General features: G+C 71.0%; 15 protein-coding genes. 5 read left to right on the top strand and 10 right to left on the bottom strand.

Features of this window, described 5'->3' with window-relative positions; genetic code table 11:
* Positions 1-25 precede the first annotated feature (25 nt).
* Positions 26-2,731 (top strand): DNA polymerase I, encoded by a 2,706-nt coding sequence (gene polA, locus NR792_RS11535; protein WP_375760111.1) that lies wholly within the window; start codon positions 26-28, stop codon positions 2,729-2,731.
* A gap of 329 nt (positions 2,732-3,060) precedes the next feature.
* Here polA and NR792_RS11530 read toward each other — a convergent pair whose 3' ends face one another.
* From NR792_RS11530 to NR792_RS11510, 5 genes are all read right to left on the bottom strand, one after another.
* Positions 3,061-3,603 carry a hypothetical protein gene (locus NR792_RS11530; protein WP_375760110.1) on the bottom strand — a complete coding sequence of 181 codons (543 nt, stop codon included), beginning with the start codon at positions 3,601-3,603 and terminating at the stop codon, positions 3,061-3,063.
* A gap of 182 nt (positions 3,604-3,785) precedes the next feature.
* Positions 3,786-5,066 (bottom strand): peptidase MA family metallohydrolase, encoded by a 1,281-nt coding sequence (locus NR792_RS11525; RefSeq protein ID WP_375760109.1) that lies wholly within the window; start codon positions 5,064-5,066, stop codon positions 3,786-3,788.
* An 8-nt stretch (positions 5,067-5,074) separates the two neighbouring features.
* Positions 5,075-5,374, bottom strand: coding sequence for a DUF167 domain-containing protein (locus tag NR792_RS11520; RefSeq protein ID WP_375760108.1), 300 nt, complete (start codon positions 5,372-5,374; stop codon positions 5,075-5,077).
* Between the two features lie 10 nt (positions 5,375-5,384).
* A complete protein-coding gene (locus NR792_RS11515; protein WP_014397740.1) occupies positions 5,385-5,912 on the bottom strand; it encodes a DivIVA domain-containing protein in 528 nt (175 codons plus the stop codon).
* Positions 5,913-6,020: 108 nt separating this feature from the next.
* Positions 6,021-6,587: a HEAT repeat domain-containing protein gene (locus NR792_RS11510; protein ID WP_375760107.1), complete on the bottom strand. Its 567-nt coding sequence runs from the start codon at positions 6,585-6,587 to the stop codon at positions 6,021-6,023.
* A 146-nt stretch (positions 6,588-6,733) separates the two neighbouring features.
* Here NR792_RS11510 and NR792_RS11505 point away from each other — a divergent pair, with 146 nt between their 5' ends.
* A complete protein-coding gene (locus NR792_RS11505; protein WP_375760106.1) occupies positions 6,734-7,249 on the top strand; it encodes a J domain-containing protein in 516 nt (171 codons plus the stop codon).
* Here the strand turns inward: NR792_RS11505 and NR792_RS11500 are convergent.
* Together NR792_RS11500 and NR792_RS11495 are read right to left on the bottom strand one after the other, a co-directional pair.
* On the bottom strand, positions 7,165-8,175 hold the full coding sequence (locus NR792_RS11500; RefSeq protein ID WP_375760105.1) for a stage II sporulation protein M: 1,011 nt from the start codon (positions 8,173-8,175) through the stop codon (positions 7,165-7,167). The two genes, NR792_RS11505 and NR792_RS11500, sit on opposite strands and share 85 nt — an antisense overlap.
* Position 8,176: 1 nt before the next feature.
* Positions 8,177-8,956 carry an RDD family protein gene (locus NR792_RS11495; RefSeq protein ID WP_375760104.1) on the bottom strand — a complete coding sequence of 260 codons (780 nt, stop codon included), beginning with the start codon at positions 8,954-8,956 and terminating at the stop codon, positions 8,177-8,179.
* A 482-nt stretch (positions 8,957-9,438) separates the two neighbouring features.
* On the opposite strand from NR792_RS11495, the gene fruA reads away from it, so the two are divergent.
* Positions 9,439-10,125, top strand: coding sequence for a response regulator transcription factor FruA (fruA, locus tag NR792_RS11490; protein ID WP_043321786.1), 687 nt, complete (start codon positions 9,439-9,441; stop codon positions 10,123-10,125).
* A gap of 61 nt (positions 10,126-10,186) precedes the next feature.
* On the opposite strand, the gene NR792_RS11485 is transcribed toward fruA, so the two are convergent.
* Positions 10,187-10,414: an MbtH family protein gene (locus NR792_RS11485; protein WP_375760103.1), complete on the bottom strand. Its 228-nt coding sequence runs from the start codon at positions 10,412-10,414 to the stop codon at positions 10,187-10,189.
* Positions 10,415-10,607: 193 nt separating this feature from the next.
* Between NR792_RS11485 and NR792_RS11480 the strand changes: the two genes are divergently transcribed.
* Positions 10,608-11,615, top strand: a complete 1,008-nt coding sequence (locus NR792_RS11480; protein ID WP_375760102.1) for a DUF4105 domain-containing protein — start codon at positions 10,608-10,610, stop codon at positions 11,613-11,615.
* Between the two features lie 9 nt (positions 11,616-11,624).
* On the opposite strand, the gene NR792_RS11475 is transcribed toward NR792_RS11480, so the two are convergent.
* Entirely contained in the window at positions 11,625-12,371 is a 747-nt protein-coding gene (locus tag NR792_RS11475) for a hypothetical protein (RefSeq protein ID WP_375760101.1), read from the bottom strand.
* A gap of 106 nt (positions 12,372-12,477) precedes the next feature.
* Here NR792_RS11475 and NR792_RS11470 point away from each other — a divergent pair, with 106 nt between their 5' ends.
* Complete coding sequence (locus NR792_RS11470) at positions 12,478-13,065, top strand: YdeI family protein (protein ID WP_375760100.1); 588 nt, start codon at positions 12,478-12,480, stop codon at positions 13,063-13,065.
* A 50-nt stretch (positions 13,066-13,115) separates the two neighbouring features.
* On the opposite strand, the gene NR792_RS11465 is transcribed toward NR792_RS11470, so the two are convergent.
* Positions 13,116-15,032 (bottom strand): DNRLRE domain-containing protein, encoded by a 1,917-nt coding sequence (locus tag NR792_RS11465; protein WP_375760099.1) that lies wholly within the window; start codon positions 15,030-15,032, stop codon positions 13,116-13,118.
* Between the last annotated feature and the right edge of the window lie 163 nt (positions 15,033-15,195).

The following is a 15,195-nucleotide window of genomic DNA, read 5'->3' as shown; positions in this document are numbered from 1 at the left end:
GCGGGAGGCGCGCTAGGGACGGGGGATGGCCGACACCAGCCCCCCGCGCTCCGAGCGCCGCCTGGCGCTCTTCGACGCCTCTGGCTTCATCTTCCGCGCCTACCACGCCATCCCCCCGCTCACGACGAGCAAGGGGGTGCCCACCAACGCGGTGCTGGGCTTCACCCGCATGGTGCTCAAGGCCCTGCAGGAGCTGAAGCCCACGCACGTGGCGCTGGCGTTCGACAAGTCCGGCCGTGTGGAGCGTCAGAAGATCGACCCCACGTACAAGGCGAACCGCAAGGCGCCGCCCGAGGACCTGACGCCCCAGTTCCCGCTCATCCGCAAGGTGGGGGACGTGCTGAACCTGCCCTCGCTGGACGCGGAGGGCTGGGAGGCGGACGACGTCATCGGCACGCTGGCGCTCCAGGCGAAGGCCGAAGGGTTCCAGGTCCTGGTCATCACCAGCGACAAGGACTTCATGCAGATCGTCGACGAGGACATCACCCTCTTCGACCCCGCGAAGAACAAGCGCATCGGCATCGCGGACGTGCAGGAGAAGATGGGCATCCTGCCCAAGCAGGTGCGCGACTTCCTGGCCCTGGTGGGCGACGCGGTGGACAACGTCGCCAAGGTGCCGGGCGTGGGTGACAAGACGGCGGTGGAGCTGCTCCACCAGTTCGGCGACGTGGAGACGCTGCTGTCGCGCGTGGAGGAAGTGAAGAAGCCGAAGATCCGCGCGGCGCTGGAGTCCCACCGCGAGAGCCTGGTGCGCGCCAAGCAGCTCGTGACCTTCAACACCGGGCTGTCCCTGGGCGTGAAGCTGGAGGACCTGGTCCGCCGCCCTCCGGACTCCACGCGCGCGAGGGATTTGTTCACGGAGCTGGAGTTCTTCGCGCTCTTGCGCGACCTGCCGGCGGAGGAGCCCGCGGCCCGTCCGGACGTGGCGCCGCTCGCCGTCACCACCACGCTGGTCACCACCGAGGCGGAGCTGAAGGCGCTGGCGGACGCGGCGAAGGCCGCCGGAGCGCTCACGCTGGTGCCCGCCTTCGAGGGCATGCCCTTCGCGGCGCCGCTGGTGGGCCTGGGCGTGGCGCTGCCGGACGGAAATACGCGCTACGTGCCCTTGCGGCACCAGCAGCTGGGCGCGACGCAGGTGCCGGTGGCGGCCTTCACCGCGGTGATGAAGGACGTCATCGCGGACGCGGCGGTGAAGAAGGGCGGCCACGACCTCAAGGCGCTCACGCTGGTGCTGGCCAATGAAGGCCTGACGCTGGAGGGCGCGCACGACGACGTGGAGCTCTTGAGCTACCTGCTCAACCCGTCGCGCCGGGAGCACGCGCTGGAGGACCTGGCGCGCGAGCGGCTGCGCTCGGAGCTGCCCGCGCTGCCCGCGTCCGTGGGCGGCAAGAAGGGCAGGGCGCTGGCGGACCACGGGCCGGACGAGGTGGCCGCGGCGTACGCGGTGCGCGCGGACGCGGCGCGGAGGCTGGCGCCGGAGCTGTGGAAGGAGCTGGAGCTGGGCGGGCTGGCGGAGCTGGCGCGCACGCTGGAGCTGCCGCTGTTGCCCGTGCTCGCGCGCATGGAGCGCGAGGGCGTGAAGCTGGACGTGGCGGAGCTGGCGCGCACCTCCGAGCGCGTGGACGTGGAGGTGAAGGCGAAGGAGGCCGAGTGCCACCAGGCCGCGGGCCACGTCTTCAACCTGGGCTCCAACCCGCAGCTGGCGCAGGTGCTCTACGAGGAGCAGAAGCTGCCCATCCTCAAGCGGGGCAAGACGGGCCCGTCCACGGATCAGGAGGTGCTGGAGAAGCTGGCGGAGGAGCACGACAGCGTGCTCGCGCGGGCGCTCATCGAGTACCGGGGCCTGTCCAAGCTCAAGAGCACCTACCTGGACACGCTGCCCACGCTGGTGGCGAAGGACGGGCGCATCCACACGACGTACCACCAGGCGGCCACCGCCACCGGCCGGCTGTCCTCGTCCGACCCGAACCTCCAGAACATCCCCATCCGCTCCGAGCTGGGGCGTGAAATCCGGCGCGCCTTCGTGGCGGAGGCCGGGCACCAGCTGGTGAGCGCGGACTACTCGCAGGTGGAGCTGCGGCTGCTGGCGCACATCGCGGAGGACCCGGTGCTCATCGAGGCCTTCCGCAACGACGAGGACATCCACAGCCGCACGGCGGCGGAGATCTTCGGCGTGGACCCCAAGGACGTGGACCGCGAGCAGCGCCGCGTGGCGAAGACGGTGAACTTCGGCATCGCGTACGGCCTGTCCGCGCACGGCCTGTCCACGCGCCTGGGAATTTCGCAGGAGAACGCGCGCGACGTCATCGAGCGGTACTTCACCCGGTACGCGGGCATCCGCCAGTACCTGGAGGACACCGTGGAGAAGGCGCGCAAGGTGGGCTACGTGGAGACGCTCTACGGCCGCCGGCGCCTGATGGGGGACCTGCTCTCCAAGAACCGGGGCGTGGCCCAGGCCGCGGAGAGAGCCGCCATCAACATGCCCATCCAGGGCACCGCCGCGGACCTGATGAAGAAGGCCATGCTCGCCGTGGACGCGGCGCTGCGGGAGCAGAAGCTGAAGACGCGCGTGCTCCTGCAGGTGCACGACGAACTGCTCTTCGAGGCGCCGGACGCGGAGGTGGACGCGGTGAAGGCCCTGGCCGTGAAGAGCATGGCCTCCGTCGCCGAGCTGAAGGTGCCGCTCAAGGTGGACGTGGGCGCGGGGAAGAGCTGGGCGGACGCGCACTGAGGCGCAAAAAAATGCGGGAGAGCGCCCACCCCCGTAGGCGCCCTCCCGCTGCCCCATCCCCACATCCCCCCGACAAAACATGCCGATCCGTCCGACCGGCGGAGCGCGCGGACCCCCATCCACGCGTTCCGGCGTTCGACCGTGTGCGGCTCACCGCTCCCCCGAGCGGGAACTCGCACCCTCAAGGCGCACATCACGGACCCCCATCCGCGACAGCGCACCCTCCCGCCAGCCCCCGGACCCTTCCTCAGTGAGGAGTGTCAAGCCGGACGGATCGGCAAACCCTTACGACAAAACCCTGGCGCCCACCGCGCGCCGTTCAATCCCTCTCAATGCATGGCGGACCGCTCGTCGCGACGGCCCACGGGGGCCTTGCGCGCGTGGGACGGCCGCTCGAAGTACTCCACCACCAGGCCGCCAAACGGCACCCGGGGACCATCCGCCTTCGGGTCCGCCATCCGCTGGAGCAGCGCCACCGCGCTGTCCACGGCCTCGTCGAGCGCGCGGTTGATGCGCTGGCGCTCCGCGTCCCCACCGCCCAGGACCTCCAGGGCGTCCACCAGGCACCGCCGCAGCAGTGCGAACTCGTCGTGCAGGGCCCGCGCGCCACGCTCCGGCGCCAGGCGCAGCACCGCGCGGGTGCGGCTCCAGGGGCTGGACTCCACGCCCTCCAGCGTCAGCCCCAGCTCCCGGACGAAGGGCTCCACCAGTCCGTCCAGCAGGCTGGGGCCCGGAACGCCCTGGCCCTCGTGCGCCGCCAGCCGCATCCGCCGCCACAGCGCCGCGATGCGCTCCGGCTGCCTGCTGAAGACCCGGGCCGCCCCGGCCTTCTTCCGTCCCCGCTCCGCCGCCATGTCCGTTGTCGTCCGCATCGCGAGCAAAGACATAGCAAGGGCTTTGCCAACGCCAGACGTGTGCCAGTTCCCAATGAATCCGCCCACTTGGGCAAGGGGCCAGCCCTGAAGGGAGGGCGGAGGGCGTAATTCCTACGGGGCGGATGTTGAAAGGCTGGGGGCAGGGGAAGAACCTTCCCTGCCTGGGAACGTCCCGCCTCTCAGTGGAGCGTCGGCTTGGGCGGGCGGCCTGACGGGGCCTCGCCGTCCAGCTCGTACTCGCCGCTGGAGGACTCCGGCTCCTCGTCCGCCGCGTCCGTGCCCTCCGGGGCTTCCGGGAGGCCCGCGCCCGACTCCAGCGCCTCCGGCGCGCCCTCCAGGGCCTCCGGCCGCGCGGGCGCGGACGGATTGGGCGGGGTGGGCGTGGTGGCGCCGGGCCACTCCGGCCAGGGCAGGGCGGGGGACAGCGGCTCGGCGCCGTCCACGGGCACGGGCCCCGCCGCGCGGGCGGCGGCGAGCAGGCGCAGCGCGGCGTCCTCGGCGGCGTCCTCCGCGGCCAGCTCCGTCATGCGCGCGGACTTCTGGTGCATGCGGCGCGCGAACGCGGCCACGCACAGGATGGAGGCGGTGAGCCACAGCAGCGCGGAGCTGGTGGTGAGCGGCAGCCAGCCGTACCGGGCCGCGAGCCCCTCGCGCCAGTCCTGCTCCTCCAGGAGCAGCGACGTCCGGAACGCCTTGCCGAAGGCCTGCTCGAAGGGCTCTCCCGCGCGCACGCCGTCCACCAGCAGGCCCATGGCGTGCGCGCCGTGCTTGCCGGTGAGGTACGCCACGAAGGCGGCGCTCTGCGCGTAGGCGATCTCCACGTCCGCGGGCACGTCCGGCCAGTCCTCGGACAGGTCCTCGAAGTGGAAGACGCGCTCCTGCGTCACCGCGCGGAAGAGGGCGGTGTAGTGGGCGACGGAGTAGCGCTCGTCGGTGAGGTTCTGCGCCACGCCCTCCTGGAACCAGCGCGGCCAGTCCTTCGCCAGCTGCCCCAGCGCCACGTGCGCCAGCTCATGCCGCAGCGTCGTGGGGCCTTCCGTGTCGCTCAGGCTCAGCGCGTCCAGCAGGATGATTTGATGCCCGGGGTACGCGAGCGCCACCGCCCAGCCCGGGGGCTTGCCGCCGGGGAGCGCCAGCGCCTCGAACTCCTCACGGCCCACGCCCAGGCGGATTTCAGTGGTGCCCGGCCAGTCGCGGCCCAGCATCGCGCCGAAGGCATCCCGCACGCCTTCAATCTGCCCGGCCAGCGCCCGCGCCGCGCCCGCCGCCTTCGCGGTGTGCAGGATGACGAAGCGCTGCGTCTTCAGCTCGCCCGCGACGATGGTGGGGCGGGCGTGGGGCACGAGCGCGCGGTCGGTGACGACGGCCTCCGTGGCGTGGATGCCTCGAGGACCCTCGACCTGCGCGAACACGCCCGGCGAGGCCAGCAGCATCATCAGGAAGGCGAACAGGCGGAGCATGCGTGGCCTCACGGTCCACCAGAGATAACAGCCTCGACCGCCGCCGCATCAACCCCCTGCACCTTCAATCGCTTACGGCGCGACGTGTCACCCGACACCAGGGTCACCTGGCGACGCGGCACGCCCAGCGTTTTGGCGATGAATTCCACCAGGGCCGCATTCGCTTCGCCATCCACGGGCGGCGCGGCGAGCTGGATCTTCAGCTGGCCGTCATGCTCGCCCACCACCTTCGTGCGGGACGCGCGCGGCTGCACGAGCACCGTCAGCTCCACCCCGGCGGGGACGGCCTTGAGCCAGGGGGCGGGCATGCGCGCGACGCTAGTCGTTGGAGGTGGCCTTCTTCTGCGACAGGAACGCGACGTTGTCCTCCACGCGCGCGTAGTCGCGGTCCGCGAAGGTGGGCGCGGCGAACGTCTCCAAGAGCTTGCGGTGGGCCTCCACCACGGAGCGCACCTGCGACTCGAACTGGGTGCGCTGGCGCTTGAGCTCGTTGATGTCCTCCACCACCTGCACCAGCCGCTGGTGCGCGCCGTGGACGATCTTCTCCGCCTGGTGCTCCGCGTCCGCGATGATGATCTCCGCTTCCTTCTTCGCGGCGTCCTTCAGGTCCTCGCTGATGCGCTGGGCGGTGACCATCGTCTCCTGGAGGGTGCGCTCGCGCTCCTGATGCTGCTCAAGGCGCGCCTGCGTGCGCTTCAGCTCCTCCTTGAGCGCGATGTTCTCCTTCACCACCTCCTCGAACTCGCCGGCGATCAGCTCCAGGTACGCGCCCACTTCGGGACGCGCGAAGCCGCGCATCACCGTCTCGAAGCGCTTCTGCCGGATGTCGAGGGGGGTGATCTTCATGCGCCCCAGTCTAACCCATACACGCGCGCACTCCAGGAATCGGCCCGGGGCCCGCGCGGGCCCCACGCACCGTCATGCCTGGAAGGAGGGCAGGCGGGCAGGCGTGCTTCAGGGCGCGGGGGCCGCGGCGGCTTCCCACTGCGACGCCACCGAGCGCGCGGCGTTCTGCACCGCGTAGCCCACGCGGCTGTCGGCGGCCACGTCCTGCACCACGCGGCGCGCGGTGGGCGTGCGCTGGTAGAGCAGACCGCCCAGGGCCTGGATCTTCAGCGCGTCCGGCAGGCGCGGGTGGCGCACGACGTTGCCCAGGATCTCCTCCGCGCGGCGGTGCTGGAAGAGGGCCACCGCGCGCAGCGCCGCCTGTTGGAGGCGCGGGTTCGGGTCCCAGATGAACGCGGCCAGCGGGTCCAGGGCGCGCGCGTCGCCCAGCAGGGCCAGGTCCTCGATGGCGAGCGCGCGGATCTCCTCCGGCGCGGGCTCCGCCGCCCACAAGAGGCCCTTCAGGAGGGCCGCGTCCGACGTGCTGGCGTCCTCCGGGGGCCGGACGGGGGCGGCCCTGTCCGGGAGGGCCTTCTCGGGCTTCGGGGCGGCCTTGGGCGCGGCGGCCGGGGCCGACGGGGCCTGGGCGTGCGCGGCGGCGGTCAGGAGCAGGGCGGCGGCGAGGAGCGGTCGCATGGGGCCCGTTCTACCCGAAACCCGGGAAGCCCGGCAGCGCGCCGGGGACGCCCCCTGGGTCGTTCACGACATTTTCTTGACGGGATCGCCGGACGTGGGAGGTTGCCGCTGCTACAGGCGTGTTGCGAACGGAGGTCGAAGTCACCATGGGTGCGGCGGTCGCGAGCTGGCAGACACTGGAGAACGTCACGGTGGAGTGCACCCACTGCGGCGTGATGATGACACTCCAGCCCGGGAGCCGGGTGAAGTACTACCGGTGCGGTTCATGCCACCGCTGGGTGTCCAGCACCTACAGCGAGGTCTTCCGCGCGGACGCGAAGATGCGCACGCACCCGGTGAAGGACACCGCGGACGCGGACGCGCGCTTCGTGGAGGTGAAGGCCCGGTTGGACCAGTGGCTCACCGCGGTCCAGGAGCAGTGCCCGTACCAGACGATGGGCGTGTCGCCGTTGGATCCGCCGGACGTCATCCGCGCGCGCTTCCACGCGCTGGCCATGGAGCGGCACCCGGACCGGGGCGGCTCCGCGGAGCAGATGCGCGAGCTCAACGCCGCCTACGAGCGCATCCTCAAGCACCGTCAGCGCAAGCGGCTGGAGGCCATGGCGTCCGGTACGTCCACGCGCGCCACGCCCGCGTCCGTCCTGCCCGCGCGCAACAGGTAGAGCCAGAACAGCGCTCCCAATGACAGGCCCAGCCCCACCTTGGCCCAGGTGGGGAACAGGTGGCCCGGGGAGATGAAGCCCTCCACCACGCCGATGCCGGCGAGGAAGGGCGCGCAGCCCACCACCAGCTTCACGGCTTCACGTCCGCGCGCCTGGAGCGCCTGCGCGCGCGGCAGCTCGCCGGGGTCGATGAGCGCCTGGCCCACCATCAGCCCCGCGCCGCCCGCGATGACGATGATGGACAGCTCCACCGGCCCGTGCGCGGCGATGAAGTCCAGGAAGCCCGCCGTCATGCCCTCGCGGAAGCACAGCGCGCCCACCGCGCCAATGAGCACGCCGTTGTTCACGAGCGTGAAGATGGGCCCCACGCCCAGCAGGATGCCGGACGCGAACGCGAACAGCGTGACGGTGAGGTTGTTGGTCGCGATGCCGGAGGCCACGGCATTGGGCGGCGCCACGGACAACAGGTCGTCCGTCCACATGCGCCCCTGCGCCACGTAGCGCCGCACGCCCTCCGGCACCAGCAGCTCCGCGCCGCGCGGCTCCAGCGTCACCACCAGCGCGCCCAGCAGCAGGCCCAGCACCAGCAGGCCCGCGCTCACGGCCACGAAGCGCGCCTCGCGGCGCAGCGTGGCGGGGAAGTCGCGGCGGAAGAAGTCGCGCGTGGAGGCCCAGCGCTCGCGCGGGGGCTGGTAGATGGCGCCATACGCCTGCGCGCACAGCTGGTTGAGGAAGCGGTGCGCGTCCGTGCCCGGATAGAACGTCTGGGCTTGCGCCAGGTCCGCGGCCGCGCGCCGGTACAGCGTGTCCAGCGTGCGCAGCTCCGTCAGCCCCAGGCGGCCCGCGCGCTGGCGCGTGAGCAGCGCCTGGAGCGCGTCCCAGTCCGGGCGGCGCCGCGTGACGAACGTGGGCAGCGGCACGGCCATGTCAGTGGACCGCCTTCGCGCGCGTGCGCAGGAAGGCCTCCGTGGCCTCCGGGGACTGGAGCACCCGCGCGCGCTCCTCGTCCGTCAGGGCCGCGCCCACGCGGTCCACCAGCCGCGTGCCCAGCCGCTGCCGCACCTCCGGCTCCAGGCCGGGCGCGCGCGCGAGGAACGCCAGCACCAGCTCCACGTCCTCCGCGTCCAGGGGCCGCTGCATGCCGGCGCCGGGCGTGGACGCGGGTGTCGAATCCGTCGTGGGCGCCTGCGTGTACTTGTCCAGGTCGATGGCCTCCTCGCGCACCAGCACGGTGCCGGCGAGCAGGTCCCCCAGCCGCCGGTGCCGCGAGTCCAGCAGCATGGTGATGCAGCCGGTGGCGTAGAGCACCGGCAGGAAGTCCACCGCGCGGCAGAGGTTTCTCACCGCGCTTTCGAAGAAGCCCACCGGCGAGCCATCCTCGCGCACCACCCGGATGCGCAGCGCGCGCTTGCCGGGTGTCTGTCCATGGAAGAAGACCTCCGCCAGCGTCCAGTACAGCCATTGCGTGGCGAAGAGGCCCACCGCGAGCAGTGTCTGCGTGAGCCCCGACAGCGCCTGGAAGGCGCCCAGCACGTCGGACACCAGCAGCGTGATGACGAAGTAGAGCGCCACCCAGACGAAGAACAGCAGGCTCGCGTCCACCAGCCACGCGAGACAGCGGTAGCCGATGCCGGCCACGGGCAGGGAGAGCGCGACGCGTTCAGGGGTCGCGACGTCGACGTGGGGTGCGGGGGCGGAGGGAGTCATGCGCGCGGGACGCACAGCATACGCCCTTGGCGTCCAGGACGCGCCATCCCCGTGCATTGGCGCCATGCGTGGACACCGGGAGAAACAGCAGGCGAAACATCGAAATGTGGACGCCGGACGCGTGTCCCGCGGCCGACAGCGATCACGACCTGACGGACGAGGCCCTGGATTTCGATACGATTCGTGCGCAATTGACAGTCCCGACAGGGGCGGTTCGCAACAGGCCGTGGATGATGTTAGGGTCTCGGTTGGCTGGAATTGCCTGAACCGGAAAAGGAGGAACGGCCCGGATGGGCCAGTTCGGCAGTCGCAAGCGCAGTCCGCAGGGCAGCACTGACAAGACCCCCGGATGGAGTTGAAGCGCGGTTCTCGCACGCTCAGCACTGGCGGAAGTTCCGCCGCGGTTCCACCGACTCCGGGGCAGGTTGAAGTCGACAGGTAGCATTGAAAGCAATTCGCCACGACGGCTGGGGGGCCATCGCATGGCAGCGAATCAATCGGCAGTTCGTATTTCGATTCTCGAAGGACCATGGGCGGCCTGGCAGGGCTTGTCCGATGGGCTTCGGGGTGAGGGTCATTCCACTTCGGTGACGCGCGACGTGCGCGGCTTCCTGGACGGACTCGGCACGGATCCACCGCAGGTGGCCATCCTCGACGTGGAGAGCGACGGCGAGGCCGCCATCGGATGCTCCGTGACGGAGGGGCTCAACCTGCTGCGCGAGGCCCGCAAGCGCCGGCTGGAAGTGCGCATGCTGCTCTTGTCCGCGGTGAGCACGCCGGAGGTCATCTCCCAGTGCTTCGACGAGGGAGCCTCGGGCTACCTCTTCCGCGCGGGGCTGGGCGTGAACGCGGTGTCCTCCGCGGTCCAGTCACTGGTGCGGGGCGAGCGCCTCTTCCCGGTGCAGCTGTTGCGCAACGACTTCGAGCATCCGCCGGTGACGTCACCCACGGCGAGCGTGCTCCTGCTGCTCACGCAGCGGGAGCGCGAGGTGCTCCAGTACGTGGCGGGCGGGGCGGACAACCTGAAGATCGCCGCGCATCTCCAAATCGCCGAGCGCACCGTGAAGTCACACGTCACGCAGCTCTACCGCAAGCTGGGCGCGGAGAACCGCACCCAGCTCGCCCTGCGCGCCTGCCACCTGGGCGTCAGGCCTCCGCCGGACCTCTAGCCGGTCCGGCCCACCCTCCCCGTTGAAGCGGGGAGGGCGCGGTGGGAAGCGCGCGCGGCCCTCAGTTCTTGTTGCGGGCCGCGTCCTCTTCCATCTTCTTGCGGAGGCTCAGGGGACGCATGTCCGTCCAGACCTCCTTGATGTACTCCAGGCACTCGGCCTTCTGGCCCTGCTTGCCGGCGTCCTTCCAGCCCAGCGCGTTCTCACGGTCCGCGGGCCAGATGGAGTACTGCTCTTCGTGGTTCACGACGACCTTGTAGAGGGTCGTGTCTTCGCGCTCGTCGCTCATCGGGGGTGGGCTCCTGGAAAGCAGGGGACCCCCTTTCGTCGCACACCCGGGGAAAAGCGGTCAAGGTAGGTGGGCGCGACAGCCCCCGGGCCTTCCTGGGAGGGCGGATCCGCCGCGCCCGCCCGCCCGCGGGGGTTGCACCCGGAATCCGCCTTCGTGACACGAGCGGCATGGGGCACGGATACTCGGGCGCATGCGCATCTGGAAGAACGCCGTGTCGGGGCTCGTGCTCCTTGTGGGGGGCGTCTGGGCCTCGCTGGCCCTGGCCCTGACGGGGACGGGGCCGGAGGGGCCGCACGTGGCCCGGACCCTCGTGGCGGGGGCCCTGGTGGCCCTGGCGGTGGCGGCCTGGCGGTGGCGCTCCCGGCGCTGGGGCGTGGCGGTGATGCTGCTGGGGTGCCTGTCCGTCCAGGGCTGGGTGCGGACGTTCCAGCCCTCCAACACGCGGGACTGGGCGCCGGACCTGGCGCGGGCGCCGTGGGCGGAGGTGGCGGGCTCGAAGGTGACGCTGCACGAGGTGCGCGACTTCCGCTACCGCAGCACCACGGACTGGGACCCCGCCTGGTACACGGCCACCTACGACACGGACGCGCTCACGGAGGCGTCCTTCATCGTGGAGCCCTTCTCCGGGGTCTACGGCGCCGCGCACACGATGGTGAGCTTCGGCTTCCAGGACGGCCGCCGCGTGGTGTTCTCCGTGGAGGTGCGGCGGGAGCAGGGTGAGATGTTCTCCGCGCTGGGCGGGCTCTTCCGCCGCTTCGAGATCGCCTACGTCGTGGGCGACGAGCGGGATCTGGTGCAGCTGCGGTCCAACTTCCGCCACGACGACGTGTATGTGTATCCGGTGAACGCATCCAGGGAGCGCATCACCGCGTTCTTCATGGACATGGTGCAGCGGATGAACGGGCTGCACACGCAGCCGGAGTTCTACGACACGCTCACCAGCAACTGCACCACCAACCTGGTGCGCCACTTCGAGACGGTGGCCACGAAGGACGTGCCGTACGACCACCGCACGCTGCTGCCCGCGTTCGCGGACGAGCTCGCGTACGAGCTGGGCATCATCGACACGGACGTGCCCCTGGCGCAGGTCCGCCAGCGCTATCACATCAACGCGCGCGCCCTGGCCGCGCAGGGGCGGGACGACTTCTCCGCCCGGATCCGCGCGCCGCTGGAGACCGCCACCGCGCCCGCGCCGTGACGGCCGGCCTCAGGTGCCCGTCGCGGCCCGGGGCTCCGAGGGCGCAAGGCCGCTCTTCAGGTGCTTGTCGTAGTGGGCCTCCAGCGCGGTGAAGTAGCCGCGCTCCTCCCACAGCTCCTGGAGGAGCCGGTCGGTGAGGGACTTCACCTCCGCGCTCTCGCCCTTCGGGTCGGGCACGCGGGGGCCGCCCTGGGGGTTGAGGAAGGCGCGGGTGGCCTCGGCCATCAGCACGCGGCTGCTCCGGAAGAGGCGGCGCAGGGCCTGGTTGATGGGGCGGGCATCCATCTCCGCGCACGCGGCGACGATGGCGGCCTGCACCTTCTGGGGCGCGTCCCCCTGGAGCGATTCCGCGTCCAGGTCACCGCGCTGGAGCGCGTGGTGCAGCAGGTAGCCGTGGTGCAGGCACACGCTCGTCAGGTCCACGCAGTCCTTCACCCAGAGGATGAAGAAGACCTTGCGGAACACCTTGCGCACCGGGAAGAGGGCCACGGCCTTGAGATAGGACACCAGCCGGCCGCCCAGGCTGCGCGCGTCGTACGAGCCCGCGAGCACCGCCACGGCCTTGTCCGGTGCCTTCAGGCCCCGCTCCTTGAGCTGGTCGCGCACGGACTGCTCGCGCACCTGGCGCAGGGCGTAGTCGTCCAGGAAGGGCACGGGGATGAGCGGGGTGAGCCCGGCGGCCACGGCGTGGAAGGCCACGCGGGCGAGCGAGGGCGGCACGGCGCCGGGCGGCGGAGAGGTGGTGGAATCAGCCATGGCGTGTTTCATAACCGCTTCCGCGCCCGCCGCCTTCCGCCGGTAGAGTGGGAGTGTCATGAACCCGGCGCGGAAGGCGCGGGGCTAGGAAAGGCGTGGCCCTCGGATGAAGTCGAACGCGAAGCAGGAGCTCCCGGTCGTGCCGTTCGCGTCCGAGAAGGCGTGGGAGAAGTGGCTGGAGAAGCACCACGCCGACTCGCCGGGCGTCTGGGTGAAGCTCGCGAAGCTGGAGTCCGGCATCCCGTCCGTGACGTATCCGCAGGCGCTGGAGGTGGCGCTCTGCTACGGCTGGATTGACGGGCAGAAGGACGCGTTCGACGCGGAGTACTGGCTCCAGCGCTTCACGCCGCGCAAGCCGCGCAGCAAGTGGTCGAAGATCAACTGCGGCAAGGTGGAGGCCCTGGTCGCCTCCGGACGCATGAAGCCCGCGGGCCTGCGCGAGGTGGAGGCCGCGCGCGCGGATGGCCGCTGGGAGGCCGCGTACGCGGGGTCGAAGACCATCGAGGTGCCGGAGGACCTGACGCTCGCGCTTTCGAAGAACCCGAAGGCGCAGGCGTTCTTCTCCACGCTCAAGAGCGCCAACCGCTACGCCATCCTCTACCGGCTCCACGACGCGAAGAAGCCGGAGACGCGGGCGCGGCGGCTGGAGAAGTTCATCGCCATGCTGGAGGCCGGGGAGACGCTCCACGGCTGAAGGCCGGAGGCCCGCGCTCACGGCCGCGGGCCTCCTGCGTGAAGCGGTGCCTACGGCGCGAACTTCAGCAGCAGCAGGTCACTGCTCCCCTCGACTGGCGAGTAGACCGTTCCGTCCACCTGGACGGTCCGATCAAGGAGGTCGACGAGCAGCGTCTCCCCCGCGTTGTTGACGGCGGTCTCCGCGCTGAGGCGCAGGTCCAGGCCGCGCGACCACAGGTGCGTGCCATCCCCGGCGTACCGCACCAGGAAGTTCGTCGGATAACTTGGATGCCCGATGAGCCCGCCGCCCAGGTCCGCCTGCGAGCCCAGGTAGCCCTGCATCGTCAGGCGTCCCTGCGAGTCCACCGCGAGCGAGTAGGGCCTGTCGCTGTCGGCCCCGCCCAGCTGCCGTCCCCACTGGTCCGAGCCCGACGCGGAGAGCGCCCCGAGGATCATCTCCGACAGACCGCTCGTGTCCTCGCTGTACGAGTGCCCCGCGAACGAGAACGTGCCGCGGAAGTCAGCGGCGAAGGCCACGGCATCACCCGGCCGCGACACGACGCCCCGCATCGAGCCCAGGCTGCCGTTGAGCGCGCGGGACCACAGGGGCGTTCCGGTGGCCGAGTACTTCGCCACGAAGGGCGTCCGGGGGCCCTGCACGCCGAGCACGGTGTTGGTGGAGTGCGGGCTCGCGACGCCCGCGAGCAGCACCGCGCCCGTGCTGTCCGTGGCGACTGCCTGTCCTTCCGACCCCGTGCTCCCGGCCGCATGGACGCGAGACCAGAGGTGGTTGCCCTCCCAGGAGAAGCGCGCCACGAAGAGCGCGCTCACCCCGGAAGCGCTCGCGCCGGCATCCAGCACACCGCCGCCCAGGTTCACCTGGCCGGAGAAGGCGCCCGTGACGACGAGGCTGCCCGCGGCGTCCGTGGCGACGGCGAGTCCCCGGATGGGGGCCTTCTCGTTGGAGCCCACCTGCGGAGTCCCCGCGAGGAAGCCCTTGGACCAGACCGGCGTGCCGTTCGGCGAGAACTTGGCGATGAAGAGGCCCGGCGTGTAACCCCAGGTGCTCGGCAGGGCTCCCGTGCCGAGGTCCGGGCTGCCTGTGTAGGAGCCCACGACCATGACGTTCCCGAGCGGCGTCACCGTGAGCCCGCCCACGATGATCTCGGAGATCGAGCCCGGGTAGGGCGCGTAGGAGCGCGACCACTGGTGGGTGCCATCCGCGGCGTACTTCGCGAGGACCATGTACCCGAACGGCTCCAGGGGCCCGCCGCCGAAGTCACCGGAGTTGTAATAGCGCGCCGCGACCACCCATCCCCCATCGGGCGTGGCGGCCACGTTCCAGGGGCGCTCCTCGCCCGGACCGCCGTACTGCCGCACCGCCTGGAGGGCTCCCCCCGTGCCCTGGCGGGCGCAGAACGTGAGCGCCCGGGTCAGCGTCAGGGAGGCCCCTCCCATGTAGTAGGAGGACTCGGAGGACTCGAAGTCGACGCCGTTCCCGCCCGTGGGGATGAGCGCGAAGCTGTAGTCGCCCGCCGAGCGGACGACCGTGCTCACGTCGTATTCCACCACGCTGTGGCTCTCCACGGCGCCCAGGTCCCCCAGGGGCGCGCCCAGCAGCGCGGGCCGCGTGTTCCAGGTGAGCGTTCCCTCGGTCCACCCGGTGTCCGTGCTGTAGAGCGCGGGGCCATCCGTGCTGCCATCCACCGCGTACAGGCGCAGCTGTGCTCCGACGATGGGGATGTTGGGATCGTCGTGCGTCACCTCGAACTTCAGGTAGGACTCCAACCGCGGCGAGCCATCGGCCAGCAGCAGGTCGGCCCCTCCGAAGTTGACCGTCGGCTGCGCTGCGTCCACGTATGCGTCGCCCCGGTCCTGGGCGCGAACGGTGTCGTAGACGGTCTCCGAAGGACAACTGGAGGCCTGCGACTCGACGCTCGCCGTTCCAGGTGGACGGGGCTCCCCGGGCCCGTCCTGTTCAGCCACCCCACCGCAATGCGTGCACAGCACCAACGCGGACAGCCACCCCAGACTCCTCACGCCCCAACGCACAGCCCTGCCTTGCATGACGCCTCCCGGTTGCTCCGGGGTGGCGTAATTGCATTCCCAATACCAGTCGTGAGGTGTTGGACAGACAACTCCAATCGCC

The sequence above is a fragment of the Corallococcus exercitus genome (genome assembly GCF_042231735.1).
Classification (GTDB): Bacteria; Myxococcota; Myxococcia; order Myxococcales; family Myxococcaceae; genus Corallococcus; species Corallococcus exercitus_B.
This window is presented reverse-complemented; position numbering and strand designations above follow the sequence as displayed.

Coding starts and splice junctions, on each gene's coding strand:
- NR792_RS11510 (WP_375760107.1), bottom strand. CDS start 6,587: ATGCGACCGCTCCTCGCCGCCGCCCTGCTCCTGACCGCCGCCGCGCAC.
- NR792_RS11495 (WP_375760104.1), bottom strand. CDS start 8,956: ATGACTCCCTCCGCCCCCGCACCCCACGTCGACGTCGCGACCCCTGAA.
- NR792_RS11500 (WP_375760105.1), bottom strand. CDS start 8,175: ATGGCCGTGCCGCTGCCCACGTTCGTCACGCGGCGCCGCCCGGACTGG.
- NR792_RS11475 (WP_375760101.1), bottom strand. CDS start 12,371: ATGGCTGATTCCACCACCTCTCCGCCGCCCGGCGCCGTGCCGCCCTCG.
- NR792_RS11520 (WP_375760108.1), bottom strand. CDS start 5,374: ATGCCCGCCCCCTGGCTCAAGGCCGTCCCCGCCGGGGTGGAGCTGACG.
- NR792_RS11525 (WP_375760109.1), bottom strand. CDS start 5,066: ATGCTCCGCCTGTTCGCCTTCCTGATGATGCTGCTGGCCTCGCCGGGC.
- polA (WP_375760111.1), top strand. CDS start 26: ATGGCCGACACCAGCCCCCCGCGCTCCGAGCGCCGCCTGGCGCTCTTC.
- NR792_RS11485 (WP_375760103.1), bottom strand. CDS start 10,414: ATGAGCGACGAGCGCGAAGACACGACCCTCTACAAGGTCGTCGTGAAC.
- NR792_RS11530 (WP_375760110.1), bottom strand. CDS start 3,603: ATGCGGACGACAACGGACATGGCGGCGGAGCGGGGACGGAAGAAGGCC.
- NR792_RS11505 (WP_375760106.1), top strand. CDS start 6,734: ATGGGTGCGGCGGTCGCGAGCTGGCAGACACTGGAGAACGTCACGGTG.
- NR792_RS11480 (WP_375760102.1), top strand. CDS start 10,608: ATGCGCATCTGGAAGAACGCCGTGTCGGGGCTCGTGCTCCTTGTGGGG.
- fruA (WP_043321786.1), top strand. CDS start 9,439: ATGGCAGCGAATCAATCGGCAGTTCGTATTTCGATTCTCGAAGGACCA.
- NR792_RS11470 (WP_375760100.1), top strand. CDS start 12,478: ATGAAGTCGAACGCGAAGCAGGAGCTCCCGGTCGTGCCGTTCGCGTCC.
- NR792_RS11515 (WP_014397740.1), bottom strand. CDS start 5,912: ATGAAGATCACCCCCCTCGACATCCGGCAGAAGCGCTTCGAGACGGTG.